Source organism: Brevundimonas sp. ABV4_179, from assembly GCF_056311945.1.
The window spans coordinates 210,666-235,683 of the sequence record NZ_CM149976.1; the positions used below are offsets into that span (position 1 = coordinate 210,666).

22 protein-coding genes are annotated in these 25,018 nt (G+C 66.8%); 6 read left to right on the forward strand and 16 right to left on the reverse strand.

All coding sequences use genetic code 11. From position 1 onward, the window contains the following. Positions 1 to 2: 2 nt before the first annotated feature. The 5 genes from ACYX4P_RS01070 to ACYX4P_RS01090 all read right to left on the reverse strand — a co-directional run bounded on the left by ACYX4P_RS01070 (position 3) and on the right by ACYX4P_RS01090 (position 4,398). Complete coding sequence (locus ACYX4P_RS01070) at positions 3 to 338, reverse strand: metalloregulator ArsR/SmtB family transcription factor (protein ID WP_314187568.1); 336 nt, start codon at positions 336 to 338, stop codon at positions 3 to 5. Positions 339 to 512: 174 nt separating this feature from the next. Next, complete coding sequence (trbB, locus tag ACYX4P_RS01075; RefSeq protein WP_314187567.1) at positions 513 to 1,469, reverse strand: P-type conjugative transfer ATPase TrbB; 957 nt, start codon at positions 1,467 to 1,469, stop codon at positions 513 to 515. Beyond that, positions 1,469 to 1,906, reverse strand: coding sequence for a hypothetical protein (locus ACYX4P_RS01080; protein WP_314187566.1), 438 nt, complete (start codon positions 1,904 to 1,906; stop codon positions 1,469 to 1,471). Before ACYX4P_RS01080 ends, trbB begins: the two co-directional genes overlap by 1 nt. Continuing rightward, entirely contained in the window at positions 1,899 to 3,794 is a 1,896-nt protein-coding gene (locus tag ACYX4P_RS01085; RefSeq protein ID WP_476070172.1) for a type IV secretory system conjugative DNA transfer family protein, read from the reverse strand. Before ACYX4P_RS01085 ends, ACYX4P_RS01080 begins: the two co-directional genes overlap by 8 nt. Next, complete coding sequence (locus ACYX4P_RS01090; protein ID WP_314187564.1) at positions 3,772 to 4,398, reverse strand: hypothetical protein; 627 nt, start codon at positions 4,396 to 4,398, stop codon at positions 3,772 to 3,774. The genes ACYX4P_RS01085 and ACYX4P_RS01090 overlap by 23 nt, the downstream gene beginning before the upstream one ends. 229 nt (positions 4,399 to 4,627) lie before the next feature. Here ACYX4P_RS01090 and ACYX4P_RS01095 point away from each other — a divergent pair, with 229 nt between their 5' ends. From ACYX4P_RS01095 to ACYX4P_RS01105, 3 genes are all read left to right on the forward strand, one after another. Further along, entirely contained in the window at positions 4,628 to 5,113 is a 486-nt protein-coding gene (locus ACYX4P_RS01095) for a helix-turn-helix domain-containing protein (protein ID WP_077354150.1), read from the forward strand. A 266-nt stretch (positions 5,114 to 5,379) separates the two neighbouring features. Beyond that, positions 5,380 to 6,021 carry a lasso peptide biosynthesis B2 protein gene (locus ACYX4P_RS01100; RefSeq protein WP_314187563.1) on the forward strand — a complete coding sequence of 214 codons (642 nt, stop codon included), beginning with the start codon at positions 5,380 to 5,382 and terminating at the stop codon, positions 6,019 to 6,021. Then, entirely contained in the window at positions 6,021 to 7,772 is a 1,752-nt protein-coding gene (locus ACYX4P_RS01105; RefSeq protein WP_476070173.1) for an asparagine synthase-related protein, read from the forward strand. The genes ACYX4P_RS01100 and ACYX4P_RS01105 overlap by 1 nt, the downstream gene beginning before the upstream one ends. Here ACYX4P_RS01105 and ACYX4P_RS01110 read toward each other — a convergent pair. From ACYX4P_RS01110 to ACYX4P_RS01125, 4 genes are all read right to left on the reverse strand, one after another. Beyond that, entirely contained in the window at positions 7,732 to 10,197 is a 2,466-nt protein-coding gene (locus tag ACYX4P_RS01110) for a S9 family peptidase (protein WP_476070174.1), read from the reverse strand. The genes ACYX4P_RS01105 and ACYX4P_RS01110 overlap by 41 nt on opposite strands. An 8-nt stretch (positions 10,198 to 10,205) precedes the next feature. Continuing rightward, a complete protein-coding gene (locus ACYX4P_RS01115) occupies positions 10,206 to 13,151 on the reverse strand; it encodes a TonB-dependent receptor domain-containing protein (RefSeq protein WP_314187561.1) in 2,946 nt (981 codons plus the stop codon). 80 nt (positions 13,152 to 13,231) lie between these two features. After that, positions 13,232 to 14,209, reverse strand: coding sequence for a FecR family protein (locus tag ACYX4P_RS01120; protein ID WP_314187560.1), 978 nt, complete (start codon positions 14,207 to 14,209; stop codon positions 13,232 to 13,234). Positions 14,210 to 14,224: 15 nt separating this feature from the next. Further along, positions 14,225 to 14,737 carry an RNA polymerase sigma factor gene (locus ACYX4P_RS01125; RefSeq protein WP_476070175.1) on the reverse strand — a complete coding sequence of 171 codons (513 nt, stop codon included), beginning with the start codon at positions 14,735 to 14,737 and terminating at the stop codon, positions 14,225 to 14,227. A gap of 170 nt (positions 14,738 to 14,907) precedes the next feature. On the opposite strand from ACYX4P_RS01125, the gene ACYX4P_RS01130 reads away from it, so the two are divergent. Both ACYX4P_RS01130 and ACYX4P_RS01135 read left to right on the forward strand, forming a co-directional pair. Then, positions 14,908 to 15,057 carry a helix-turn-helix domain-containing protein gene (locus ACYX4P_RS01130; RefSeq protein WP_476070176.1) on the forward strand — a complete coding sequence of 50 codons (150 nt, stop codon included), beginning with the start codon at positions 14,908 to 14,910 and terminating at the stop codon, positions 15,055 to 15,057. Between the two features lie 110 nt (positions 15,058 to 15,167). After that, positions 15,168 to 15,392 (forward strand): helix-turn-helix domain-containing protein, encoded by a 225-nt coding sequence (locus tag ACYX4P_RS01135; RefSeq protein ID WP_291537371.1) that lies wholly within the window; start codon positions 15,168 to 15,170, stop codon positions 15,390 to 15,392. 89 nt (positions 15,393 to 15,481) lie between these two features. On the opposite strand, the gene ACYX4P_RS01140 is transcribed toward ACYX4P_RS01135, so the two are convergent. From ACYX4P_RS01140 to ACYX4P_RS01165, 6 genes are all read right to left on the reverse strand, one after another. Beyond that, complete coding sequence (locus ACYX4P_RS01140; RefSeq protein WP_291537372.1) at positions 15,482 to 16,726, reverse strand: DUF3363 domain-containing protein; 1,245 nt, start codon at positions 16,724 to 16,726, stop codon at positions 15,482 to 15,484. Positions 16,727 to 17,057: 331 nt separating this feature from the next. Continuing rightward, positions 17,058 to 18,002: a DUF2493 domain-containing protein gene (locus ACYX4P_RS01145; protein ID WP_291537373.1), complete on the reverse strand. Its 945-nt coding sequence runs from the start codon at positions 18,000 to 18,002 to the stop codon at positions 17,058 to 17,060. Positions 18,003 to 18,382: 380 nt separating this feature from the next. Further along, on the reverse strand, positions 18,383 to 18,604 hold the full coding sequence (locus tag ACYX4P_RS01150) for a hypothetical protein (protein WP_291537374.1): 222 nt from the start codon (positions 18,602 to 18,604) through the stop codon (positions 18,383 to 18,385). 141 nt (positions 18,605 to 18,745) lie between these two features. Beyond that, on the reverse strand, positions 18,746 to 19,219 hold the full coding sequence (locus ACYX4P_RS01155) for a GcrA family cell cycle regulator (protein ID WP_291537375.1): 474 nt from the start codon (positions 19,217 to 19,219) through the stop codon (positions 18,746 to 18,748). Between the two features lie 123 nt (positions 19,220 to 19,342). Then, positions 19,343 to 19,762, reverse strand: coding sequence for a single-stranded DNA-binding protein (locus tag ACYX4P_RS01160; RefSeq protein WP_291537376.1), 420 nt, complete (start codon positions 19,760 to 19,762; stop codon positions 19,343 to 19,345). Positions 19,763 to 19,798: 36 nt separating this feature from the next. After that, positions 19,799 to 20,155 carry a single-stranded DNA-binding protein gene (locus tag ACYX4P_RS01165; protein ID WP_066629722.1) on the reverse strand — a complete coding sequence of 119 codons (357 nt, stop codon included), beginning with the start codon at positions 20,153 to 20,155 and terminating at the stop codon, positions 19,799 to 19,801. Between the two features lie 187 nt (positions 20,156 to 20,342). On the opposite strand from ACYX4P_RS01165, the gene ACYX4P_RS01170 reads away from it, so the two are divergent. Continuing rightward, positions 20,343 to 20,723, forward strand: a complete 381-nt coding sequence (locus tag ACYX4P_RS01170) for a hypothetical protein (RefSeq protein ID WP_291537377.1) — start codon at positions 20,343 to 20,345, stop codon at positions 20,721 to 20,723. A gap of 13 nt (positions 20,724 to 20,736) precedes the next feature. Here ACYX4P_RS01170 and ACYX4P_RS01175 read toward each other — a convergent pair whose 3' ends face one another. Next, positions 20,737 to 25,011 carry a strawberry notch-like NTP hydrolase domain-containing protein gene (locus tag ACYX4P_RS01175; RefSeq protein WP_291537378.1) on the reverse strand — a complete coding sequence of 1,425 codons (4,275 nt, stop codon included), beginning with the start codon at positions 25,009 to 25,011 and terminating at the stop codon, positions 20,737 to 20,739. Positions 25,012 to 25,018: the final 7 nt, after the last annotated feature.

Consider the following 25,018-nt stretch of genomic DNA (forward strand, 5'->3'; position numbering starts at 1 on the left):
CCTCAGGGGCAGCAGGGCGTGAGTTCTGCCAGCAGGGGCTCGCAGAGGTCCGCCCTGCCCCCGCAGCAGTCCTTGAGCAGGAACAGGACCAGGTCACGGAACTGGTCCAGGTCTGCCCGATAGATGATCGACCGGCTGCGCCGCTCCGACTTGATCAAACCCGCCCGGGTCAGAATCCCGAGATGAGACGACAGGGTGTTGGCCGGAATCGCCAGGTGGTTTGAGATCTCACCGGCCGGCAGACCGTCGGGTTCGTGACGCACGAGGAGACGGAACGCCTCCAGCCGCGTCGATTGGGCGAGGGCGGCGAGAGCGAGAATCGAAGCTTCGGTTTCCATATTTCTGAATTAGTCGAACTATAGAAATATTCAAGTGCTCTTATGGCTGCCAAGCTGAAGCTAGGCACTGCAGCAAGAGGCTTGTTGCTCGATCATCGGGCAGCTACGGCCGCATTTCGTACGTCGCGATCAGCCGCTTTGGGTCAAAGTCCGTCGTTTCTGGTTCGACCAAGATCAGGCCAAGACGCTAATCGCGTAGCCCTCGTCACCCAAGGGCTCGACCCCGAGCACGGCTTCGACCTGCCGTCCGGCGGTGGTCCGCCGGACGTGGACAATTCGATCGACCGCCTGGGCGATCGCCCGGCGCGGCGTGCGCGACGAAACCTCGGCGATTAGGTCCTCCATGCGACGCAGGACATCGTCGGCCGAGTTGGCGTGAATGGTCGACAGGCCACCGGGATGGCCCGTGTTCCAGCTCTTAAGCGTCTCGAGCGCCGCCGCTCCGTCTCGCATCTCACCGACAACGATCCGATCGGGTCGCATCCGGAGCGCATCCCTGACCAGATCGACGACACCAATCGGGATTGGCTGACGACGCGTCAGAACCGAGACTGTGTCCCAAGCGGAACACTGAAGCTCGGGCGTATCCTCGACGAGAAAGACTCGATCCCCGGCAAAGGCGGGCTCCGCAAGAACGGCATTGGCGAGCGTGGTCTTGCCCGATCCGGTGCCTCCGGAGATCAAGATGTTGAGACGGCCCTCTGCGGCCGAGCGCAGCACGAGAGCCTGTTGCCGGGTCATCGCGCCGTCGCGGACATAATCGTCCAGACTCCAGATCACCGAGGGCCGTTTGCGGATCGAGAACGCAGGCGCGCTGGTGACGGGCGGCAGCATTCCTTGAAACCGTTCCCCCGTCCCGGGCAGGACCCCAGCGAGACGGGGATCATCGCGCGTAACGGTCTCGCCGACATAGTCTGCGATCAAACGAATGACCCGCTCCCGCGCCTCGGCCGACAGGGTCGCGCCTGAATCCCGACGCCCTTCGCCGCTGCGGTCGAGGATCAGACGGCCATCGGGATTAGCGAGGATCTCGACGACCGCTGGCTCGACCAGGGCCGCCAGAATGGTGTCGCCCAATGCATGGCGCAGCGCCTCGAGCTTGCGTTCGGCGATGATCGGATGGATCGCCATCAGTTGCTCTGGCCGAACGACCGCTCCTCATCATGCACAGGACGTTCCGTCCGACCGGCGACAATACGGGCGGCCGTGGCGTCCAACAGGCGTTCGATTCGCCGATCGACGGCCGCCTGGACGGTGGGATCCTCATCGACGATTGCGTCTGGGAGCCGGACGAAGAAGGCTCTGGCCACCTCGATCAACAGCTCCTGAACGATCTGCATGTCGCGAGCCGTGGATCGCATATGGTCGCGAAGGGACCGTTCGAGCTGCAGCAAGCGATCCTCGGGATCAGCCTGGGGGCTCTTCTGCAGGCCACGCGCGATAGCCCGCCCCGCCGCCTGACTAAGCGGCATCTTGCCGCTACGGGCCTCCCGGTTGAGACCCGACACGACCTTGGGGTCGGTCAGATAGACCTGCACGCGGGCGCTCGCCGCTTCTTTCCTAGCCATCGCCTAGACCTCGCAAATGATCGAGCGCCGCATCCTGCGCGGCCATCTCCTGCGCCACCCGCCCGTAAATGTCGGCCACACGCGCTGCGACCTTCTTGTCGTCCATCGCTGCGGCCACTTCCTTGAACAGCGGCAGCGACGCCTCGGCGTCCTCGCCCAGACTGCGGCGACCCGCCCATGGGTGCGGCGCTCCGGGCGGCGCATCCAGCCGCACGGCCTGGTCCGGCGCGACGTCGCGCGCCCGCGTCCGAAACGGTTCGCGGACGTCGTAGAGGAGCTTGGTCGTCCGCAGTGGCCGGGCGCCGGCGGCGAACACCAACTGGATGTCGTCCGGAAGGGCGCGGATCTCGCCCGGCTCCAGCAGCGGTCGCTCGATCTGAGACCGGGACACCGAGCTGCGGCCAGCTGCCAGCCCCGCCGGTGAACTGCGGCTGGTCCGGGTCTCCAGCACGGACCCCGTCAGCTTCGACACCTTGTCCTGGGTCAGAGGATCGAGCGCGCTGAAGGCGGTATAGACATGGAGGTTGTCGAGGATGGTGTTGTTGGCGCCGTAGGTCTCGACGATATCGTTGAGAGACTGGGCGACGAACATCACCTTGACCCCGTAGCCGCTGAGCAGACGCAGGGACTTCTCGAAAAAACTGACCCGGCCGAGCAACGGAAACTCATCCATCAGCATCAGAAGGTTATGGCGTTTGGGCCGTCCATCAGCCGCTTCGGTCTCCCGGACCGTCAAGGATTGGGCCGCAGCGTAGAAGAAGAGACGCACCAACGGTCGCAGCGCTCCGGCGTCGGCCGGCGCGACCTGGACGTAGAGAGACAGGGGCGCCTCAGCGCACATCAGGTCCCCCATGGAGAAATCCGATCGGGACAGCGAACGCTCGATGTCCTCGCCCGCCAGCCATTTGAGGTAGGAGCGCGCCGTCCCCTGGACCGAGGTCCGGAAGCGGTCGTGCATCGCCGCATAGCCCTTGACCGCCGTGCCGATGAACGGATGGGTCTCCGGTTCGCCGCTCGGACCCGGACGGTGCAGGGTCTTGGTCATGACGTCGGCGGCGCTGTCGAGGTCGGCGAGCATCTCGCGGACCTTGAGCAGGGTCTTGTCGGCGTCCTCGGCGGTGTAGAGGACGTGCAGGATCACAGCCTCAAGGATCTCCGACGCTGCCTTGTCCCAGATCGCCTCGTCGTCCCGGGTGCCACCAGGATCGGACAGGATCGAGACCAGGCGTTGAACGTGGGCGAGCTCTCCCGGTCCCGGCAGAATTTCCGCGAGCGGGTTCCAGCAGGCCGAGGCTGGATCGCGCGGATCGAAATACAGTGCGTGGCTGAACCGGGCGCGCCAGCCGCTGCTCAGCCGCCAGAGCTCCCGCTTGGGATCATGAACCAGCACGCTGGAGTTCCACGACAACAGCGTCGGCATGACGTGGCCGCGCCCTTTGCCCGACCGGGTGCCGCCGGTCACGAGACTGGGACGGAGGTCTGTCGTTGCGAGAACGCGTCGTCCGAGAACGCCGAGGATGCATCCGCCGAGGGCTGTCAGCCCGGCGCCTTTGGCGTCCTTGAGCTCTCCCCAGCCCCGGATACGTCGAAGGGGCCTGTGGCCCGCCAGCGTCCCCAACCCCAGCCCTCCGACGCCGCAGACCAGGATCAACGGCGCGCACCGCGACATGACTGCCTGCGCCTCGGCTCCGAAGGCAGACCGCCATTGCAAGATGGCCCAAGGCGGATAGAGGGCAAGGTCGGGGCCGATGCGCAAGGCCGGTCCCAGAGCGTCGGCCCACTGGTACGTCCAGGCGAACATCTCCGTCGCGCCTTGGGCGCCCACGGCGAGGCCTAGCCCCAATCCTGTCAGCTTGGCCCACACCTCAGGAGTCTGGAGGCCGGACATCCCGGCCAGCCTCAGCTTCGAGGATCAGCGAAGGAGCGGCGTCCATTCGACGGTGGTGATAGGCGGTCAAGGCGTCGACCAAATCTGTTCCCGACGACCGTTTGAACAGACCCACCAGCGCGGCCGCCTCATGGTCGAAATCCTCGAACAGCCGACGTTCTGCCTCGGCCAGTTGCAATAGCGTGCTGTTCGCCCGGTCATAGGCCTCCACCAAGGCCGCATTGCCTGTGGTTCTAACCGCCCTGAACATGTGATCGGAAGGGGTGCGGCATGTTCTCTGCAGTCCACCGCCGCGCAATACGGGTCTCGACGCGGGATCCCCGCCCTTCAGGCTGGTCGTGAGGCACAGCAGGCGGAAGGCGAACCTGTCGCGGACAAGAGCGGCGTCAAGTCGGGGAGCCAGAAAGCCTCCCAAGGGCGCTCGCTCGATCAGGCCGAATCCACACAGCCAGCCCAGGGCCTCGCGAACCGGCGTCGCGGATAGGTTCAGTCGGCGCGCCTCCTCGATGATCACCACCGGGGCTCCCGGCGTGAAGGCGCCCTGTTCGGCCCGGGCGCGAAGGCTTTCCAGGGCCAGGGTGAAAGGGTCATGCTTGCGGATCAAGGTGAGCTCCGATGGCAAACGCCCACTATGGCGCCTGCCCACGCCACGCCAATGAGTTGCAACCACGGGCGATCCGTCTCGGTCGCAAATCGTCCGAACCTCGGTCAGGAGGCGCTGCAAAACATGCCGATATGTGGCCGATTTTCCTTTTTGCTTTCGCAGCCGCACACGTGATCGTTGATCAGAAGCCGGACTGATTCTACTTCAGAGGACGGAAGGGTATGCGCGGATGAGTGGAGAAGACCCGGAGCTTCCAGACGATGGCGCGCTGCTCTCGGCGACCCTGAAGTCGTTGCGCCGCTACCGCCGGATGACGAAGGCGGAGACGGCTGCGGCCATGCGGATCGCCATCCGGACCTATGCCCGCTTTGAGGCCGGAGAAACCCGTCTCAACCTCGACTACATCCACCGCTTCGCCGCCGCGACGCGAAGCGACGCCCAAGCAATCCTCATGGCGGTTGCTATCGGATCGCCCGAGCACGCCAGACGGTGCGCAGAAAACCAGATGGGCTCCATCTATACGATCGGACTGGAGCAGTTCGACCACCTTCTCGGCGATGACATCCGCAACCTCGACAGCCGGACCATCATCACCGCCATCGTCCGACTGTTCGAGGAGCTCGCCAAGGCGCTGCGTGACGGGGATCCGGCCCAGGACTGGATCGAGAAAGGCTCAGCGAATCTGCGCGCCAAGCGACCCAAGCCAGGACGCTGAGCTCAAATATACTCCAGATATAGCTTTGCAGCTGACCGATCTGCGCGCTCACTGGTTGCGCCACAGCCGTGGCGATCAACCAAGGAGAGACTGAGATGAAGACGACCAAACTGCGCCTCGTCAGCTTCGGCAGCGCCAAGGCTCTGACGCGGGACAACATCCAGGGCGAAGACACCGAGATGGGCGTGTTCCCCCGCCCGCTGGCCCTCGGCTGAACGAAAACGTGGGCGGCGGCTCACCGCCGCCCACACCGGTCGTACAGAAAAATGCCCACACATCTCTGGCCGCGCGACGGCATTCATTTCGCCCGGGTGGGTGACGATCTGATCATGCTCGACGTCGCCGCCGACACGTACAGCTGTCTGCTGGGCGCTGGCTCCGTCGTCAGGCTTGAGGACGCGGGCCGCATCGCGATCGACGACGATGACCTCGCGATAGAACTCGAGACCCACGGTGTCGTCCAGACCGACCGCCCTCTGCGCGCGCCTCGAACACCTGTTTTGGCCTCGCATGAAGCGCCGCGGTCTGCGGGCTCAACCGACGCGGCGCCCGTCTCCCTTGCCCTGGCCCATCTCCTCGTTTCGACCGTGGTCTTCCATCGCAAAACCTTGGCGCAACTGATCGCGGCCGTGGAGGTCGGCCCAAGGTCGGACGCCCGGAAGTCGGATCTGACGACGGTGCTCGCGGACTATCGCGCGGCCCTCCCCTGGACGCCGTTCGAGGGCGAATGTCTCCAGCGCGGTTTTCTTCTGAAGCGCCTTCTTCGTTCTCACGGGATCGCATCCGACTGGATCTTCGGGGTCAGAACCTGGCCGTTCGCGGCGCACTGCTGGATCCAAGTCGAGGACCTCCTCGTAGGCGACAGTCTGGAGCGGGTCCGGAGCTATACGCCGATCATGGTCGCCTGATGGGTCGCTACGTTCTCATCAGCGCACCCTCCGAGACCGCCGCCCAAGCCCTGTCGGCCGACCTTCGCCACCGTTGCGAAAACGCCGGTTGGGCCGTCGTCGAACTGAGCGCAGCGGCGTGGCTCGGCCTTGCCGGCCCGCATCGCCCCAACCGGTTGACTGTGGGATCCTGGACCCTCGTCGGCGATGTCCTCCATCGGCGCAAGCCCGAGTTCCCGCCAACCGAACGGAATGATCCCTGGGAATACGAACGCAAACTGATGGCGCGCTTCTGGGGACGCTACGTCGGCGTCCAACTCGCGGCCGACGGACAGGCCCGATCCCTCCTTCGTGATCCGTCAGGCGCCCTGGAGTGTGTCGCCTGGGAACAGGATGGACTTCTGGTCGTGGCCTCGAGCGTGCCCGACTGGCTCCTGGCAGGTTTGGCGATCCGGTGGCGTCCGGACCACGACAGGCTCGGCCTGGCCATGCGAGACCCGATGAGTTCAGCGGACTGGCTGTTGATGGACGGACCCATCACGGTCGCGCCGGGAACCGTCCAGCCCCTGCCGCTCGCCTCCCCTGCGGCCGCGGTCTGGACGCCCTCGGACTTCGCACGGCGGAGCCTCTCGCCCCGCTGGACGCTCGAGGAGGCTATCGAGACCTTGACGACAGCCGTCGACGACGCGGTCGCGGGCCTTGCCGGCCTCGAAGGATCGCTGGCGGCGGAGGTGTCAGGAGGACTGGATTCCAGCACCGTCGCCGCGAGTCTGGTGCGCAGAGCCGAGGTCCCTGTCGCGCTTTGGCTGAACGCGACCCAGGAGGCTGATGAGCGGGTCTACGTTCACGCGCTGGGCCAGACCCTGGGGATATCGCCGACGTTCGCGCCGCACGCGACAGGCAGTCTGACCGAGGCGCTCCTCGAACAGATTTCGGGGGATTTCCGCCCCGGACTGAATGCGCTCGACGTTCATCATGACCTGGAGTGGGCCCGACGGGTCGCCGGCGCCGGCGGGTCGGCCCTGATGACCGGAAAGGGCGGCGACTCCATCTTTCTCCAGAACGCCAGCCCCGACGTCTTCACCGATCTCTGGAAAGCCGATGAGTGGCGCGCCCTCCTTTCGAAGGATGTCGCCCGTCTCGCCGCACGCAACGAGGTCTCGGTCTGGACGATGATACAGCGCGCCCGGCGGGACACCCGGCATCAGGGATTCAGCCTGTTGCGCGACGACACCCTGCTCCCGAGTCGAGAGGAAGCTCCGACGCTGTCTCATCCCTGGCTCGCCGGCAGCGAGGCCTTCGGTCCCGCCAAGACCCGACAGATCGCCGGCGTGATCGACAGCGTGTCGCGTCACGGTCCGTCCCTCCTGACGGAAACCATCGACGTCCGGCACCCGTTCTGCGCCCAGCCCGTCATCGAGGCTTGTCTGGCGATCCCGACCGCCTTGCTGACCATCGGCGGGCGCGACCGCGGTCTGGTCCGCCGGGCTTTTGCGGACCGGCTCCCCGCGCTGATCGCTGAGCGCCGATCCAAGGGTGACATGACCCGCATCTATGGCCGGATGGTGCTTTCCAGCCTCGACGTGCTTCGTCCCTGGCTTCTCGACGGAAGGCTCGCGGCGTCCGGTCTGATCGATCGCGCCCGAACGGAGGCGGCGCTTACTGAAGAAGCCCTGATGTGGAAGGGCCAGTCCGGCGCGATCATCCGGGCGGCCGCCTTCGAAGGCTGGCTCAGGGTGTGGACCCGGCGGTTCGAGGCTTTGTCCCGGTAACGTCCTCTGCGGCGAGCGTCGTCTCGAGCCAGTCGAAGATCTGCCCGTAGAGGTCACGGATGTTGGCCGGGCTCCAGTTGAAATGCTCCTCACCCCAATAGGTGACGAGGCGTGCCCGACCGCCCAGCCGGCTCAAGGCGCTGAACATCCGTTCCGATTGCGACGTCGTCACGAAATCCATATCGGCCGTGATCAACAGGACCGGGCTTCTGACCCGATCCGCCGCCAGCCAGGGGCTCGCTTTCGCATAGCGTTCGCTGGCGTCGAACGGCGGCTCGCCGAGTCCGGCCTGTCCGGTTTCGACCCACCCCTGCTGGTTGAGCATCATGAACCCTTCTTCGGGCGCGGCGCGGTTGGCCGGAGTGAACTCTCCCCAGGCCCCGAACATGTCCGTGGTCGCCGCCCAGGCTATGTAGGTTCGGTATCGGCCCGATCGCGTGGCGACCGCGAGCGCCGCATAGCCCCCGAAACTGTGCCCGAAAATCGCGGCCTGGTCGGCCGGGAGTTCCGGATGGGCCGCAACTGCGGCGTCAAACGCCAGATCGACGCTGCGGGTGAAGTAGTCCGCTGGATCATGGCCGTACTCGCTCCCGGGGATGGAGGCGCTGAGGACGGCATAGCCGCCTCCAACGAGTAAGGTCGGTCGGACGCCGTAGATCAGACTTAAGGGACCGGACCAGGCGCCGCGACTGGCCGATCCGGGATAGAGGGACACGACGATCCCCTTGATCTTCTGGCCCGATCCCGAAGGCGGCAGGAACAGCCAGCTTCGTGTCGGGCGGCCGGACGCATCGAGATGGTCGACCGGTGTCGGCGTGGGCAGGGCCACGTCAGCAAGGCCGAGGTTGACGCGGTCGAGCGTGCGCGCCTGGCCCGGCGTAAGAAGCACGAGCGCCTCCGACAATCCGGTGCGCTTCAGCACGAGCGCGCCGGAGGGCGAGCTCGCCAGCGGATCGAGGGGTTCGCCGCTTCCGACCCCGAGCGTCTGGACCCTGGCGTCGGTGAGGATTTCGACCCCGCCGGTTGTCGTCAGGGCCGTCATCCAGGTCTGGCGCGGCGCGGCGTTGACCCGCAGCCTGAACGGGGCCTCGACGTCATAAGGCGTGGCGGCCTTCAACCCCCCATTGGCCGGTGTCTCTCTCCGGGCGCCAGACCCGGTGACGCGCCAGGCGGCACCATCGGCGATGAGCCGGAATGCGTCGTCTCGCAGGGCTGAGATCTGATCCGGCGGGGTCGCCACCATTGATGTCAAAGACCGGGCTTCACCGTCTTGCGGAAGCGCATACCAGTCCCGGCGACCGCCCTCCGGCTGACTGGCGAACAGGACGGGGACGGATCCAAGCCAGTCGGCGCGGACCCCCGTCACCAGGTCGATCGCCCGACCGGGGGTCGGATCGAGCCCGTGGCGATCCACGATCGTCACCGCACCGTCCCGGCTCACCTTTCTGAGATCGCCGTCGCGCCATGGCTTTCCACTCGCCCGGCCCCAGACGAGCACGGAGTCGCCCTGCGGCGACCACCGCAACAGGTGCGGGGCCACTTCGAATTCTGCGTCCGGTGTAATCCGCACGGCCCGGTCCGGGTCGATGAGCACAAGCCGCTGGACCCAGGGAATCTCCGACTGGGACATCTCATCGGTGGGCAGCGGCCGCGGAGCGACCCCCTCGATCACGGCGACCCGGCCGCCATCGGGGGAGAGGGCGAAATCCACCGCCGTGCCTTCAAACAAGGGCCGGCCCTTGCCCGTCCTGGCATCGACCAGGACAAGGATCTGCAGGCTGCCGGCGCCCTCGGCCGTCGGCAGGCGGTTCACCGTGTCCACGACCGTTCTCGAGGGCTCGCGGCCCGACGCCGTTCGCGCCCAGGCCTGCGCGGTCCGGGTCTGGCTGGCGTTATAGTAGCGCAGAAGCCAGGGCAGGTCGCCGTCGCGACGGGCCATGACGACGACCTCGTCATCGCCACGCCATTCGGCGACCGCCCCCATCTGGGGCATCTCCGGCGTCAGCCCCGTCCATCGTACGGACCGGTTGGCCATCGTCACGATGCCGACCTCCAGTCGGGCGCCGGCGAAGCGGGAAATCAGGACGCGAGCGCCCGACGGCGACCAGGACCCGCGTAGAAGACCGGGCCCCTCGCCGGGGAGAAGCCGCTCGGGCGCAGCGTTCGGACGGCGCAGATCCACCAGCCAGAGGTCGGTGATCGTCCAGGACGCCCGCTGGCCCAGATCGAACCGGGTTGCGCTGTCGTAGCGCCCGCGCTTCTCATAGATGGCCCAGCGCCCGTCGGGCGAGATGGCCGCGCGACCGAAGGCCTCCAGTCCGACGACGTCCTCGACCGTGATGCCCCGATCCTGCGGGAATACGGGGGTTGCGAGGCAGACGAGCGTCAGGAACGCCCCGGCCAGGGCGGACAGGGTCCGGACCATGGGACCGGCTACCAGCGCTTGACGAGCTGAAGCGCGACGACCCTTCCCAGAAGACTGCCCTGACCCGGATCGAAGCCGAACCCGCTCGCGGCGTCGTAGAACGGCGGGTCCTCATCGAGAAGATTTTGGACCGTCAGGCTGATCCTCAAGCCCGCCAGAGCCCCCGTCTCCGGGTTCCAGCTCGCCTGGACATCGGCGGTGTCCCAAGCGTCGATGCGGACGCCGGCGCGGTCCTCATAGGCGTCGACATGGTTCCAGTGGAGGCTGGCGGCGAACGCGCCGTCGGTCCAGGTCGCGCCGAGCCTCGAGCGGAACTTGACGGGAAAGCCGATCAATCCCGACACCTCCCGGACCGGGGCGGTCGGGGTGCTCCGGGTTTCGTATTCGAGGATGTAGGAGGCCGAGCCGTCTATCGAGAGGTTCGCCAGGCCCAACACGGCCGGAACCCGCCCTGATAGGTCGAACCCCCTGACGCGGACCGCCCCGGTGTTCACCCAACGCGCATCGACGATGGCCGCATAGTTGGTGGCGGGATAGAGGCCGCCGGCCGTGAACTCTGGCCGGCTCAGATAGGTCTGGACAAGGGCAAGGTCCGCCGCGTTGTCGGCCGGGCGGACGAGGGTGACGAAATTCACGAGGTTCGGATCGGTCAGCACCCCGGACAGGTTCTCCGCTACGGGCCGGGCGATCCGGTCGGTGAAGCGGGTGTCGAAATAGTTGGCGCTCAGCGTCAACCGGTTGCGACGGCGAAAGTCAGCCCCGATCGTGAAGGTATCGGCTGTCTCGGGTTTCAGGTCCGGATTGCCGCCGCCGAGCTGCAGGGCCAGGGCCCGGCTTCCATCGGCGCGCGCGAAGAAGGTCGCCGAGATGGCCGGGTTGTCGTGGATTTGCGGCAGGGAAGCCGCGCGAAAGGACGTCCCCCAGGAACTCCGCAGGGCCAGGCCGTCGACGGGAGACCAGGTGATCCCGACCTTGGGATTGGTGGTCGTCCCGAAGTCGCTGTAGTCCTCGAACCGTCCCGCCAACGATAGTTCGAGACTGCGCACGCCAGGTCTCGCATTTTCGGCCCCGACGATCGGGATGCGGGCTTCAGCGAAGACGGCCTCGATATTGCGCGCCCGCTCTGGCGTGGAGGTGGAGACCGGAGCCGACGTCGAGGAGAACGTCGTGCTGCTAACCTGGAACGTCTCGCGCCGCGCCTGGGCGCCGACGGCGAACTGAACGTCGCCGCCCGGCAAGGCGAAGATCGGCCCTTGGACCAGAAGATTGGCGGACGACGCCCGACTGCGATCGTGCGTTTCCGAAAACCCGCTCGAGATGAAGTCGAGCACGGTCGCGGAGTTCGCGCTGCCGGCGCCGTAGGGATTGAAATAGCCGTCCCTTGCCGCGCGATAGGCGGTTACGGGATCGTCCGGTGTGACCCCGAGCGCCTCATTCAGGAACCGGGTGTTGACCCGTTCCGGAACCCGAACGGACCCCTCCTCGCCCGCGAAGGCGACGTACCCCTCGAGCGACCATCGCGCGCCGAGATCGTAGTTCGCCCCGGCCGTGACACCGAAGCTTTCCGAACCCAGAGACTGACGCGGATTCCCCAAGTCCCGGACGAAAGAGTATCCGACCATCTGGGACGCCGCGCCCGTCGGAGAGATGAAATACGGGTTGGCGGCCGTGACCGTCATCAAGCCGATGCTTGCAGGCCCGGCGTATTCGATGTCGCGCTTGTTGTACCGCGCATCGGCCGTCAGCTCGAGCCGGTCGCCGATCTGTTGGCGCACCGCGCCATAGGCCGCCTGGCGTTCGACCCCCGGCAGAAGATCAGCGCCCAAGGACGGCGCTTGAAGGTTTGCGGCGCCGGCGACGAAGTCCGCCGCGCTCTGCGCCGAGCCTGACGCATTCGGTCGGATGGCGAACTGGGAGACATAGGAGGCGGTGGCGGCGTTGAAGACGACAAGATTGCCTGGGGCCGAGAAGGTAAGGCGGCGATCCGTCCCCCCGAAGGGCCGCAGATTTCCGTCGGCGGTGTAGGGTCGGTCCTGCGAGTTCAACGCATTGATCGTCTGAACCTCATAGGCAAGATAGGCTGACCCGGAAGACCAGGAGCGACCGCCGACGACGGAGGCGACAAGATCCTCCGCTCCGCCTTCGGCCGCGGACGCCCGCAGGCGGGTTTCCAATCCGTCGAACGACCGGCGCATGATGACGTTCACGACGCCGGCGACCGCGTCCGCGCCGTAGAGGGCGGAGGCGCCGTCGAGCAGGACATCGACACGCTCCACAGCCGCCGAGGGCATGGCCGAAATGTCGGAGAAGTCGCCCCGGAAACCGGTTCCCGCCATCCGCCTGCCGTTCACCAGAACAAGCGTGGATGCGGGGCCCAGACCACGCAGGTTCACCCCCGTGGCGGCCACCCGGTTTGAGCCCTGGGTGTCGGAGTTGGCGAGCTGCACGCCGGGCGTCGCCGACCCCGCGTAGTTTTGTGGAAGGGCCGTCACGGCTTCCGCAACCGTCGCGAATCCGCGCGCGTCCAGCGCCTCGCGGTCGAGCGTCACCACCGGCGAAGACATCGGCCCGGACGACTTGAGCAGGGAGCCGGTGACGACGACGTCTTCGACCTGGGTGGTGACCTCCGCGCGCGGGCCGGCCGTGTCGGCGCGCCTCAGGAAGATGACGCCGGGGCGGACCTCGGACGGGCTCAGACCAGTCCCGGACAGAAGCCTTGCGAGCGCATCGTGCGCTGTAAATCGCCCGCTCAGTCCCTCCGTCCGAAGGCCCACGACCAAATCGCCGGAGAAGAAGATTTGCCTATCGGACTGGGTCGCGAACAAGTTCAGCGCGTCCCGCAGCGAACCCGCCGGAATGGTGAACTGGCGCGCGTCCTGGGCGCAGGCCGTCGCGCTGATGGATACGGCGCAGGCGACGATCGCGCTGCAGGACAATAGACTCAAGCGACTCATATTCAGGGCTCCCCTCGACGTCACGCGACGTCGAAGAGGAGGTGATCGAGGCCCCGGGCGACCCCGGAGCCTCGACGGATTTATTTTCCGCGTTCCGACAATCGGATCGAGCCGTTCGGCCCGGCCGACGGCTCCAGACCGAAAACGCCCGAGGCCGCTGCGACAAAGGCTTCACGATCCCCCGTCTTGAACACGCCGTTGACTGGCACGGTCGCGAGATCCTTCGCTTCCAGAACAACCTTTGCGGTGAGGTACCTGTTCACCTCGGCAACCGCTTCGTTCATCGGCGTGTCTCGGAACACGATCCGCCCCTCGGTCCAACTGGTGGCCGTGGGCACATCAACCGAGCGACTGGCTGTGCCGGCCGGGGACACTCGCGCCTCTTGGCCCGCCGCAAGTCGTAACGGCCTTTCCGGCCCGGACAAACGGGTGACATCCACCGCGCCGCTGACCAGAGTGACGCTGACGCCGGCGCCTTGCCGCTGGACGTCGAACACCGTCCCTATGGCCGTCACGCGCGCGTCGCCCGCCGCGACGACAAATGGTCGCTGAGCGTCATGGGCCACGGAAAACATCGCCTGTCCGCGTTCAAGATCGACGAGACGCTGGCCGTCGCTGAACCTGACCCTCATCCGGGAATCTGTGTCGAGGCGAACCGACGACCCGTCCGCCAACTGTACGACCCATTGCTCGCCCACGCCGGTCGTGAAGGTGGATCGCCCCTGCCACCACGTCCATCCGCCGATCACCAGTGCCGCAGCTGCGCCGAGGGCGGCCAAGCCCAGCAGTCTTCTGGTCGATCGATCCTCTGACGTCTTGCGGAGTCGACGCGACATGGCGTCGTTGAGCGCCTCGTTAATCTCCGGCCGGCCGGCGAGCTTCCGGCTTTCCGTCCAGATCAGCTCGACCCGACGATACGCGTCCGCGTTGGCCGGAGATTTCCGCCAGTCGAAAAACTCCCGGATCGTCTCTGTCGCGACGCTGCGCGCGCCGAGGCGTTCGTGCCACTCGGCCGCTTCCCGGTCCGCGGTTTCAACCCGTGCTTTCGGGTTGCCCATGATACGCCCCATTCCCTAGCGCCGAAGCTCTGCCGCGCATTGAGCCAAGGCCTTGGTCATGCGCCATTCGACGGTCTTCGGACTGATGTCCAGTTGCTCGGCGATCTGGTTGTTCGTCAAACCGCCAAATCTAGATAACACAAAGACATCCCGGAGAGGTTGTGGCAAGGCGAGCACGATTTCCTGAATCTGCACCGCCGCGTTCTGGGTCGGCTCCAGGGCCATTGTTCCCAACGGAGCGGCGCTGTCGAGTATCTGCCGCCGCCGCCGATGCTGACGATCCCCGCTGAGACCGATGTTAAAGGCGACCTTCAACAGGAATGCCCGGGGGTGACGGATGTCCATATCCGCCTCGATCGCTGCCACTCGTAGCCAGATTTCCTGGACCAGATCCTCAGTGTCCGCGCCGAACCGGCGACGAAGTCGCGCGACAAGCCAAGGTGAGTAGCGGCGGTAAAACCCCTCAAGCCGAGTGTGGCGGCGCGAGCCTGAACTAGTGGACACTCCGACGGGCTTCACATCCGACACGGCTACCTCCGCCCCACAACAAATCAAATGGCCTGCGGCTGAATCCTATCGGATGGGTTGAATGGTTACTATAGTGACTGGCAGAGTTTGCCGATTTACAGCCGCCTGTGGCGATGGAGCTGCGGGAGAAATTTGGGCTGAATGTCCGCCGCAGCCGGAAAGCCAAACGGATGACCATCGAGATTCTGGCCCACCAGAGCGAGCTTTCCTACAGTTATGTCGGAGAGATCGAGCGGGGACTTCGAAACCCAACTCTCGATGTCGTAGAGGCCTTGGCAAGAGGCTTGGACATAGACGTTGCCACTCTGTTTGAAAGCTAGGCCATCGGCAGGGCGCCAAACCTTTGAAGCATTCGGCTAAAAGGTAAATCAAAGAGCGTCTGGTTACTATAGTAACTGGCCTTGGCCTCCTGGCTGGTTGTGTTAACCCGATGGGGTTAGCCGTTATATTTGGACGAAACGTGCGTAAGCGGCGGGTGTCTAAAGGGATTACCTTAGAAGCGCTCGCTCACGATGTTGGTCTGTCCTACAGCTACGTTGGTGAGTTGGAACGCGGCAGACGCAATCCCACACTGAAGGTTATTGAACAGATCGCACGAGCGCTCGAAGTGGATGCTTTGGCCCTCCTGCAGGCAGAAGTCAGCCAGAGTCAGTAGCCGCAGTACCACCACAAACCCACATGCCTGATCCGACACCATCGCCCGCCCAGCCTCGATCAGTTCGGGCAGGCCGACCTGCAGGGGATCTAACTCCCGCGGCTCAGGTCCGCCCCCTTGCCTGCGACAAGCTGCGCGACGCCGTACGTCGATGGAAGCAGAGTCACGCTCTGATCTGGACGAACCCCAGCGTGCCCCGTTCGAAGTCTCGCGTAATGCTCGACTCCGTCCCCGTCGCGCACCACCGCCCAGGGCGAAGCACCTGCCTCATCATGAAACCCGGTCTTCACGACCACGCCCCGTACCCTGTCCTTCCCTAGAACCCGTACATCCCTAGCGCCCTCCAGCCGCCGCTGATTGAGGGTGCGGATGATGTCGCGCCGAACCTGAAGGGTCCGCAGTTTCGTCTCCATCTCGCCGTCGAGCCGATACCGCCGCCCGGACCGCGTCGCGAGCCCAAGCCGTTCCAGATGTCTCAGCCGCCCCCGTGTCAGAGCCGCCCAGGCATCGGTCGATCCGACCCCGTCATCGACCATCCCCATCTTGTCCGTCTCAGCGATCAGCCGCCGGTCGAAACCGGTGAAGCGGTCCGCCTCCGTCTCCTTCCAGATGCGTCGTTCGGCCTCGACCCGAGAGAGGTCCCCTAGGCGCTCCTGGGCCACCTCCTGGGCCCGCGCGCGGAATCCATAGCCAATGTAGTCGCGCGGAATGACGAGGTCTCGTCCATCCTCGCGACGACCCCGAACGAGCACATGGGCGTGGGGTTGATCGGTGTCGAAATGGCAGGTCGCCACCCATTTCAGGTTCGGCTCTCCGAGGTCCGCCGAGACCCGGCCCATGACCTCGCGGACATAGGATTTCATGTCGAGCCGATCGCCATGTTCCGGCGAGATGATGAACCGGAAATGATGCCGGTCCTGGCTCCACCCTTCCGTTTCAAAACCGGGTTGAACGCCATCGAGACTAGGGTCGAAAAACTCCGGCCGCGAGCCTTCCGCCCCGGCGCCCGCTCGCCCGAGGTAGGCCACATGCTTGGCGAGCGCGGCTGCCCGATCGGCGCCCTTGCCCATGTGCCGCGAGACCAGCGCCTTGACGATGACCTTCTGGCGAACGTCCAGACGAAAGGCGCGACCTGACCGGTTCTGAGCCGCCTTGAGCACCCCTGACCGGTTTCCCAGCGTAAAGGCCCTCGAACTCGCCAGACGCTTGAGCATGCCGCTTTTGACATCCATCCGCTCGGTCTTGAGGGAAAGGGGAAGGCCGACGTGCACCGCGTCGACGGTCCGCTCGGAACGGGCTGAGACCCGCCCCTCGATCGCGTCCCGGATCAGCATTCGCAGTCCTCCTGCACCGGCGCCGAGGCCTGGGAATACGACAACTCAGGACAAGTCGCCAATCACGGATCACGGCGTTTCTAACTATCGGACAGAATAGAAGAAAACAGCGCAGCCCAAAACATGCTTTTATCTTGCCCTCCGACCTCTTTTGCAGATTGTCATACATTCCGATCATCTCTCGACATGCCCGATCAATAGAAACCGCTTGGTTCGCTCCTGCGCCGGGATGTTCTCGTCGAGACCGCTCCGGAAGTCGGACGCCACCGGATGACAAACAAAAATCCGCCCGGCCGAAGCCGAGCGGGTCGTTGATCTCAGTCCGGATCTGTCAGGCTGCACGCGCCTTGATGGAGACGTGTCGCAGCCCGTTCTCCATCGCCTTCTGCCCGAGGTTGAGCGCCGGTCCGAACGGCCGCTGATCCTCCCGCATCCCCGCCACCGAATGGACCAGGGTCAGGCAAACTTCCGGCTCGAGCGCGATCAGCTCTTCGTTCGCCCGGAAGGGAGCCGCCTTGCCGTGCGCATCGAAATCCGCCCGAGCCAGGATGAGTTTCACCCCCTTCTGCTGGGCCCATCTGATCGCCAATTTCTCGGACCCCTTCGCCCCAGTCGTCGCCAGGGCCATGTCGGGCCACTCCTGCTTCGCCCAGTTGAGAGCGTCGAAGATCCGCCCCGCATCCTCCGCCGTGTCGGCCGTCGGCGCGCCCCGGAAGGCGATCACCGGACCGCCTGGATCGGCCTCTCCGGACTTCCGGTTGCGGATCGCCCGGATCGCCTGTTTGGCCTCGAGCTGCGCCGCCGTCAGATGGGTGCCGCGGCGCGAACCCCGCCAGGCCGTCCAGACCTCGCCGGTCGCGACTGTCCAGGTTTCGGAGGCTGCGTCCCGGATCAGTTCGCAGGCCTGCGTCGCGGCATCGCCCGCCTTGGCCTTCGCCGTCGCTTCCTGAAGCTCGGTGTCGGCCGCCTCCGATCCGTCGAAGTGTCGGTCGAGCGTTCTCATCGTGTCGCGCGCCCGATCCGCATCGCGTTCGATCCGTCCGGCCGCCGAGTGGAAGGCTCCGATCAACGCCTCCCCCAGAATGGTCTGATAGTCTTCCAGCGCGGTGTCAGAGATCACATCCACCAACTCGGTCATGAGCGCTCGCCCGAGCAGGACCAGGGCATCCTCCGTCGGGTGCGGACGATCCTCACCCAGGGACGCGGTCAGGTCGTCGAAGGCGGAGTCGGACTTCTGTGCAGCGGAGGCGATGAAGGGATGGTTGTAGAAGGTCATTGGAACATTCCTTGAGAATGCCGTGCGCCCCATGCGCAACGACCCCGGTCTTGGCCACAGTGGGGTCCCCGGCAGTCACCGGAGCGGAGGGCCGCTTGCCCTCCGTGGAGGGAATAAGGCGAAGCCGTTGACTTCCGGGGTGCTGTGACAAGATCGGAGGGCGTTGTGTGGGGGCAAGTCGTCGTCGCTCTTCGCGACGACGACACAACTCGGCGCCGTCGCGCCGATGCGGACGAATGGACATCGATCTTCCTGCCCGTCGACGTCGGCGAGCCGACGACGCTGCCCGGTCGACCGGAACGCAATCAGCTTCCTCGATGCCTACGACATCGGCATGTCCGTCAGCCTAGCGCCGCAGACCGTCCGCCGGTCTGCTTGTCCTAAACGGGCTCTACCCATCCGGCCGGCCGCCAGCCGCTGAGGAAGGCCTCGATCGCGACCTTGACCGGCCCGCTGATGTCGCGCTTTCCGGCCTCCATGTCCTGGATGCGCGCCTCCAGCTTCTCCGGCGTGCCGACCAGACGTAGTGCGCGCGCCATCGTCAGCGCATCCCAGCCCAGGATCTGGCGGGCGACCTTCAGTTCAGCGGAGGGGGACGCCATGATGTACCTTGTGCGGCCGGGGCCGAAAAGCGGGCGGCTTGATGGGGTCGGCCGGACAAATGACAAACGGCGACCTCGTCGAGGCCGCCGTTCGGGCTTGTGTAGACGTGGATTGCAGCGGCCACATGGCCAGGACGGCAGTCAGACCAGACCCGCCAGCCGCTCAAGGCTGCGGGTCGTCTCAAGCGCAGGCCGATACGCGATCTGGGCGTGCGGCGCGCAATAGGCCCCGCGGACGGCGGGCCGTCCGCAGAGACTGAAGCTGCGAGAGCCCGGATCTCCCAGAGGCCAGCGACAGTCGTGGCGGCGGACGGTCAGGAGGGACGCCCGGCCGGTCTCCGGGGGCTCCGGACAATCATCGGCCGGGCCCTCCTGTGGCGAAGGGGCCGGCAGGGTCGGAGCGCGGGAGGTCAAAGCCCGGGCGGGCTGCGGTTTCATCGTCGGCGGCGCGGCGGCGCGTCCGGCCGACAGGCCCATGCGATAGACCTTGCCCAGCACGGCGCTTCGACTGATGCCGTGCGCAAGCTCGTGAGCAATGTACTCGGCGGTCTTTCCTTCTCTCCAAAGGATCTTCAAGCGTTCGATACGGTCCTGGGTCCAGGCGGAGGCGGTCATTGGGGGGACTCCCGATGCGACGAGCCCGATCGGCTCGCCCCTCCCACCCTTCCTTTTTCTCCGGCAGACGAAGAACGGCCCGACGCTTGCGCGCCGGGCCGTTCAGGGAGGGAGCCGCTCCGATCAGAACGGGATGTCGTCGTTCAAATCGTAGCCGCCGGCCGGTTCCTGGACCTGGCGGCTTTCCGCCGCGTCGTCCTCGCCGTCGCGCTCCCGCCGATTCTTGAGGCGAATGTCGCCGACGATCAGGCGAAGGTCGTAGTGTTCGACCCCGTCCTTGCCGGTCCAGGTGTCGTTCTCGACATGGCCCTGGATCACGACCCGGCTGCCCTTCCTGGCGTACTGCTCGATGTAGCGTTCGGCGGTCGCTTCGTTGAAGCAGACGCAGTTGAAGCCGGTGGTGCGTTCGCCCGGCGTGCCGTCGCCGCGCCGGAAGCGGGTGGTCTCCAGCACGCGGAAGCTCGCGCGCTTCTTGCCCGAGCCCTGGGCGGAGAGGATGGAGGGGTCGGCGGCCAGATAGCCTTCGATGACGAGGGTCTGCATGGTCAGTCTCCTGTTGAATGTAGGGGGTTGAAAGGATCAGGCGGCGGCGCGGTCGGGCGAGCCGACCGAGGCGTCGCGGCCTTCGGCCCAGTCGAGGACGGTCAGCCGGTTGATCACCAACTCCTTGGCCGCCCGCTCCTTGCCGTCCCGGGCCGTGTAGGTGGTGTCGATGAAGGCGCCGATGACCACGGCCTCGCAGCCCTGGGCCAGTCCGCGAGCGATGACCTTCTCGTTCAGACCCTTGGACCAGCTGACGCAGTTGACCCCGACCAGCCGGTCCTTGCCGGCTGCGTCGACGCCACGCTTCTCGAGCAGCCGGAACACGGCCTTGCCGAAGTCGTCGCTGATCTGGGGATCCGCTGCGAGACGCCCGGTGAACATCATGGATTGCATGTCAGTCTCCTGTCGATCCGAAGCGCCGGGGAGCCGATCTCCCTCATCCCGCTTCACCCATGGCCTCCCTTCCTCCGTTACTTTCCGGTTCGGGCCTCCGCCCGGACGGTCTGCTCTGTCAGGTGATGCCCGTGCCAAGCCCCCCCGTGCTAGACTGACGCTTTGGGATCGACCCAGGAGGGACGGCATGGATCGGGAGCCTTTGTCGGCCAAGGACGCGCGCGACCTGGCGCGGATGTCCAAGGCGATCGTGGAGATCTGCGTCCGGAACACCGAACTCGAGACGCTCCACGCCGGACGGTTTCCGGTCTCGCGCACGGGCGACTTCAGCGACGTCGTGGTCATCACGCCGGACGGCGAGATTCCATGGGCCGAGCTCAGCCGGATTTCCGATCCGGAAATGAAGGCCCTGATGATCGAGATCGTCGACAGGGTCTTCACCTACATGCGTTTCCCCGAAGCCCTGGCCACGATCCCGGGCGGCCGCGCCTGGGATCCGCCCAAGTTGAACGAAGACCTGATGAAGACCGTGCGTCGCCGACAGCCCCTGCGAGACGCCGAAGGCTAGCTCAGGCCGGCGCTCAGGCTGCGGCGCCGTCGAGCATGGTCTGCACGGGGTGACGCCGGAGCACCGCCTCGACCACCCGCGGCCGATCTACGGGCACGAACACTCGCGGCGTGAAGGCGATGATTTCGACGAAGCAGCCCAACGAGACCAGGGCGTCGCGATCGGCGCGCGCCCCGACGATCTCCAGGCGCCAGCGGTCCATGACGCGAGCCCGCTTTAGCCAGAGGCCGCCTTCCAGCGAGAGCTGGACGCCTCGGTCGAGCACTGCTGCCCCGGTCGTCGAGCCGTCGGCCCAGGCTTCGCTCACGTCCGTCAGGCCGAGAGCGGCCTTCAGAGCGCGGGCCTGGACGGCGTTGAGGACACGGCCGAGCCAGCGCCGCCCATCGGGCGCGCGGACGCGACGAACGGAACAGCCCCTGGCTGGCAGCCGGCCCCAGATTGGCAGAAGCAGGCCGGTCGCCAGGGTCAGCTCGCGCCGACGCCACGGGTCCGTACCGGCGACCTCCTCGTCCCACGCCCGCCGCCAGTCCTCGACGATCGCAGGCTTCCAGGACGACTCCTCGAAGGCCTTCTCGGCCAGGGTCTGGCGGTCGTCGGGACGAATGAGCCGCACTGCCGTGACCAGGCGATCGTCGTCCGTGGCCGTCGTCAGGCCGAGCTCGGCTATCGCCGCCCGGCCCGACCTCTCGTTGACCACCAGCCGGTGAGCGATGTCACCCGCCAGGTTCAGGGCGTCGTCGGCGTTGAGGATCTCGCGCCGCACCTTCAGTGCGAAGGTGACCAGGGCCGTCTCGGCGCCGGTGGCGACATCGGTGCGGATCCTCTCCTGATCGACGACTTCCAGCTCCTCGGCCTCGATGTCCTCCAGGCCGCGATCCAGGTCCCCCGAGGCGGCCGCTCGCTCCAGGATGCCGGAGAGGATGCGGTCGAAATCGTCGAAGAGGGCGTTTTGATCGGCGATGCGCAGGGCCAGCAGCCGGTTCAGGAAGGTGTGGATGGGAGGCAGGTCGTCGGAAGGTTTGAGGCCGCCGTCCTCGTCCAGGAGCTTCAGGCTCGTCTTGGCCATAAAGGTCTCCAGCGTCATGGACGACAGCTCGCCGAAGGCCAGAGCTCCGTAGAAGACCAGCAGGGCGCGGCGCGCCCAGGGGCTTTCGAGGTTGTCCTCGGCCCGGAAAAGACCAGCCCCGGCGGTCCGGCGCTCTCCGCGCGTCAACGCGCCCAGGGAATCGAGGCGCCGGGCGATCGTGGAGGTGAAACGCTTTTCGCCCTGGATGTCGGTGGTCACGGGCCGAAACAGGGGCGCCGAGGCCTGGTGGGTCCGGTGGCTGCGGCCCAGCCCCTGGATGGCGGCGTCCGCCCGCCAGCCGGGCTCGACCAGGTAGTGGACGCGACGCTGGCGGTTCTCCGCCGACAGGTCGGCATGGTAGCTGCGGCCCGTCCCGCCCGCGTCCGAGAAGATCAGCACCCGCTTGCGTCCGGACATGAAGGCGTCCGTCTCGGCGCGGGCGGCGGAGGCGCCGCGCCGTTCCACCACGCGTCGGCCGTCCCGCACCACCACCCGGCGCGAGCGGCCGGTGATCTCGGCGACGGCGTCCGTGCCGAAGGCTTCCAGGAGGGCGTCGAGCACGCCGGGCACCGCGGGCAGGCAGGCCATACGCGTGATAAGGACCTGTCGGCGTTCGACGGCTTCCCGGCTGACGGCCGGTCGTCCGTCGACCATGACCGGGACCATGGTGACCCCGCCCCTGTCGTCCTCAATCGCTTCCATCAGATGGATCGGGAAGGCCTCGCGCAGATAGTCGAGGACGTATTCGCGGGGGGTCAGGTCGATCGACAGATTGTTCCACTCTTCGGGCGGGATGGAGGAGAGCCGGCGTTCCATCACCGCCTCATTGGTCGAGACGATCTGGACCACGGCCGAGCGGTTGGCAGCGAGGTCGTCACGGATGGAGGCGATCAGGCTGGGGGCCTTCAGCCCGGCGAGGAGATGGCCGAAGAAGCGCAACTTGGCGCCCTCGAAGGCGGAATGGACGGCGGAGGCCGCCTGTCCGCTCCTGGGCTTGCCCTCCGGGTCATTCAAACCGGTGGCCTTCAGCGCCTCGGCCAGGTTGGCGTGGATGACTTGGAACGCGTCGGCCCAGGCGTCCCAGATGGCGATGTCGTCGGGCGTCAGCGGATGGGCGAGCGGCTCGTATTCGACGCCCTCGAACGAAAGCGATCGCGCCACATAGAGGCCGAGCGCCTTGAGCTCGCGCGCCACCAATTCCATCGCCGCGACACCGCCTCGGTCCATGGCGTCGAGGAAGTCGGCGCGGGTCATGAACGGCGCCTCCGGCCCGCCCCACAGGCCGAGACGCCCCGCATAGGCGAGGTTCTCGGCCGTGGTGGCCCCGGTCGCCGAGACGTAGAGGATCCGGGCGTTCGGCAGACGGTTCTGCAGGGCGAGACCCGCCATGCCCTGCAGCGAAGCCTTCTTCGCCCCACGCGCGCCCTTGCCACCCCCGGCGGCGTTGGCCATGGCGTGCGCCTCGTCGAACGCGATGACGCCGTCAAAGTCCTCCCCTAGCCAGGCGACGATCTGGTCCAGACGCGACGGGCGCGCGGCCCGCGCGGGCTGGCGAAGGGTCGCATAGGTCGTGAACAGGATCCCGCGATCCAGCCGGATCCCGTCGCCCTGTTTCCAGCTCGAAAGCGGCACGATGTCATGGGCCCCGCCGCCGATCGCGCCCCAGTCGCGGCGAGCGTCCTCCAGAAGGGCGTCGTTCCGCGACAGCCAGACGGCCCGCATGCGGCCCTGGCCCATGTTGTCGGCGATGACGGCCGCGATCTGGCGGCCCTTGCCGCAGCCCGTTCCGTCGCCGAGGAAGAAGCCGCGGCGAAACCGGATCGCGTCCTCCGCATCGTCCCGGACGAGCACGACCTCGTGCGGCGCCTCGGCCGGGCGGAATCGCCCAGGCAGATGCCCGCCGTGGGCCTCGCCGGCGTAGATGACGCTCTCTGTCTGGGCGTCCGAGAGGCGAGCCTCGACCCGCATCGCCGGCGGCAAGACCGGACGATAGGTCGGCGCCGGGGGCGCGACCGAGGCCATTGGCCCGGACTCCACCAGAGGGGACGGATGCGGCCTCGGGTCCGGCAGGTCGATCCGCGCCAGGGCGTGGGCCTGGTAGAGGCCGACGTCGCGGCCCTCCCCGCTCCACGCCTTGACCGCATAGGCGAGCGGCGCCGCGCCCGCGAGGAAGCCAAGCCGGCCGGAGGGCAGAGCCAGGCCACGGTCCCTGGGCGTGAGGAGGGAGGTCGCGGCGAGCTCGATCCGGACGCGCGGCCTGGCTGAGGCGCGCGGAGACAGGCCGCGGATCAGGCCCGTCATCGCGTCCCAGTCGTCCGGCTGGTGCAAGAGCCCATCCCAGGTCCGCACCGGCGTGCGATCAACGACCAACAATCCGGTTTCGACGGATGTGCCATGTTTGGCGAAGGCGCGGCCCGGAAAGGCGATCGCCCCGACGACGGCGCCATGCGCCTCGAGCGCGCGGCGCATCACCGTGTCCGCCAGGGCCGTCAGGGGCACGATGGCCGCCATCCTCCCCCCGTCCGCCAGAGCCTTGAGACCGGTGACGAGGTGAGCCTCCAGGTCGGAGAAGGGTGGGTTGACGAGAACCACGTCGAACCGGCCGGCCTCGGGCAGCACGTCGGCGAGGTGGCGACCATCATGCCGCGTCCGCGCGGCCTGGGGGAACAGGCCGTCGAGGAGGCCGGCGCGGCCCGGCGCCCTCTCGTTCAAGGTCAGTGCGCCTCCGCAGACCTCGGCCAACACCGCGAGCAGCCCTGTGCCCGCCGAGGGCTCCAGCACACGGTCGCCGGGCCGCACCTGGGCGGCCAGGACCGCCATGGCCGCGAGCGGCGGCGGGGTCGAGAACTGGTCCAGCGCGACCTGTTCCTCGCTGCGACGGCTGTGGGTGAGGCCCAGTGCGGATACGCCGGCAAGGAGGGCGGCGATCTCGGCCGGTGCGTCTTCCAGCCTCGCGACCTGGGGGGCCAGGCGCCGGATCTGCATCACGGTCCCGGCCTCGATGGCGTCGTAGGCGTCGCGCCAGGTCCAGGCCCCGTCCGCGTCCGACGCGCCGAATGCGGTGGTCATGACATCGGCGACGAGACGCCGGTCGAGCGGCCGGGACCGCGCAAGGGCGATGGCGAGCGCCCGCGCCGCGGCGAGGACATTGGCCGATCGGTCGGACCGCGAAGGCGTGGCGAACAGGGACGGGGTGGTCGAGGCGGCAGGCATGGCGGGCATCCGGATC

Excerpts from the sequence above, each read along its gene's own strand:
- ACYX4P_RS01080 (WP_314187566.1), bottom strand. The coding sequence starts at position 1,906 with ATGGCTAGGAAAGAAGCGGCGAGCGCCCGCGTGCAGGTCTATCTGACC.
- ACYX4P_RS01095 (WP_077354150.1), top strand. The coding sequence starts at position 4,628 with ATGAGTGGAGAAGACCCGGAGCTTCCAGACGATGGCGCGCTGCTCTCG.
- ACYX4P_RS01165 (WP_066629722.1), bottom strand. The coding sequence starts at position 20,155 with ATGCAATCCATGATGTTCACCGGGCGTCTCGCAGCGGATCCCCAGATC.
- ACYX4P_RS01135 (WP_291537371.1), top strand. The coding sequence starts at position 15,168 with ATGGGGTTAGCCGTTATATTTGGACGAAACGTGCGTAAGCGGCGGGTG.
- ACYX4P_RS01105 (WP_476070173.1), top strand. The coding sequence starts at position 6,021 with ATGGGTCGCTACGTTCTCATCAGCGCACCCTCCGAGACCGCCGCCCAA.
- ACYX4P_RS01170 (WP_291537377.1), top strand. The coding sequence starts at position 20,343 with ATGGATCGGGAGCCTTTGTCGGCCAAGGACGCGCGCGACCTGGCGCGG.
- ACYX4P_RS01160 (WP_291537376.1), bottom strand. The coding sequence starts at position 19,762 with ATGCAGACCCTCGTCATCGAAGGCTATCTGGCCGCCGACCCCTCCATC.
- ACYX4P_RS01145 (WP_291537373.1), bottom strand. The coding sequence starts at position 18,002 with ATGACCTTCTACAACCATCCCTTCATCGCCTCCGCTGCACAGAAGTCC.
- ACYX4P_RS01110 (WP_476070174.1), bottom strand. The coding sequence starts at position 10,197 with ATGGTCCGGACCCTGTCCGCCCTGGCCGGGGCGTTCCTGACGCTCGTC.
- ACYX4P_RS01120 (WP_314187560.1), bottom strand. The coding sequence starts at position 14,209 with ATGGGCAACCCGAAAGCACGGGTTGAAACCGCGGACCGGGAAGCGGCC.
- ACYX4P_RS01115 (WP_314187561.1), bottom strand. The coding sequence starts at position 13,151 with ATGAGTCGCTTGAGTCTATTGTCCTGCAGCGCGATCGTCGCCTGCGCC.
- ACYX4P_RS01085 (WP_476070172.1), bottom strand. The coding sequence starts at position 3,794 with ATGTCCGGCCTCCAGACTCCTGAGGTGTGGGCCAAGCTGACAGGATTG.
- ACYX4P_RS01155 (WP_291537375.1), bottom strand. The coding sequence starts at position 19,219 with ATGACCGCCTCCGCCTGGACCCAGGACCGTATCGAACGCTTGAAGATC.
- trbB (WP_314187567.1), bottom strand. The coding sequence starts at position 1,469 with ATGGCGATCCATCCGATCATCGCCGAACGCAAGCTCGAGGCGCTGCGC.
- ACYX4P_RS01130 (WP_476070176.1), top strand. The coding sequence starts at position 14,908 with ATGACCATCGAGATTCTGGCCCACCAGAGCGAGCTTTCCTACAGTTAT.
- ACYX4P_RS01070 (WP_314187568.1), bottom strand. The coding sequence starts at position 338 with ATGGAAACCGAAGCTTCGATTCTCGCTCTCGCCGCCCTCGCCCAATCG.
- ACYX4P_RS01175 (WP_291537378.1), bottom strand. The coding sequence starts at position 25,011 with ATGCCCGCCATGCCTGCCGCCTCGACCACCCCGTCCCTGTTCGCCACG.
- ACYX4P_RS01100 (WP_314187563.1), top strand. The coding sequence starts at position 5,380 with ATGCCCACACATCTCTGGCCGCGCGACGGCATTCATTTCGCCCGGGTG.
- ACYX4P_RS01150 (WP_291537374.1), bottom strand. The coding sequence starts at position 18,604 with ATGGCGTCCCCCTCCGCTGAACTGAAGGTCGCCCGCCAGATCCTGGGC.
- ACYX4P_RS01140 (WP_291537372.1), bottom strand. The coding sequence starts at position 16,726 with ATGCTGATCCGGGACGCGATCGAGGGGCGGGTCTCAGCCCGTTCCGAG.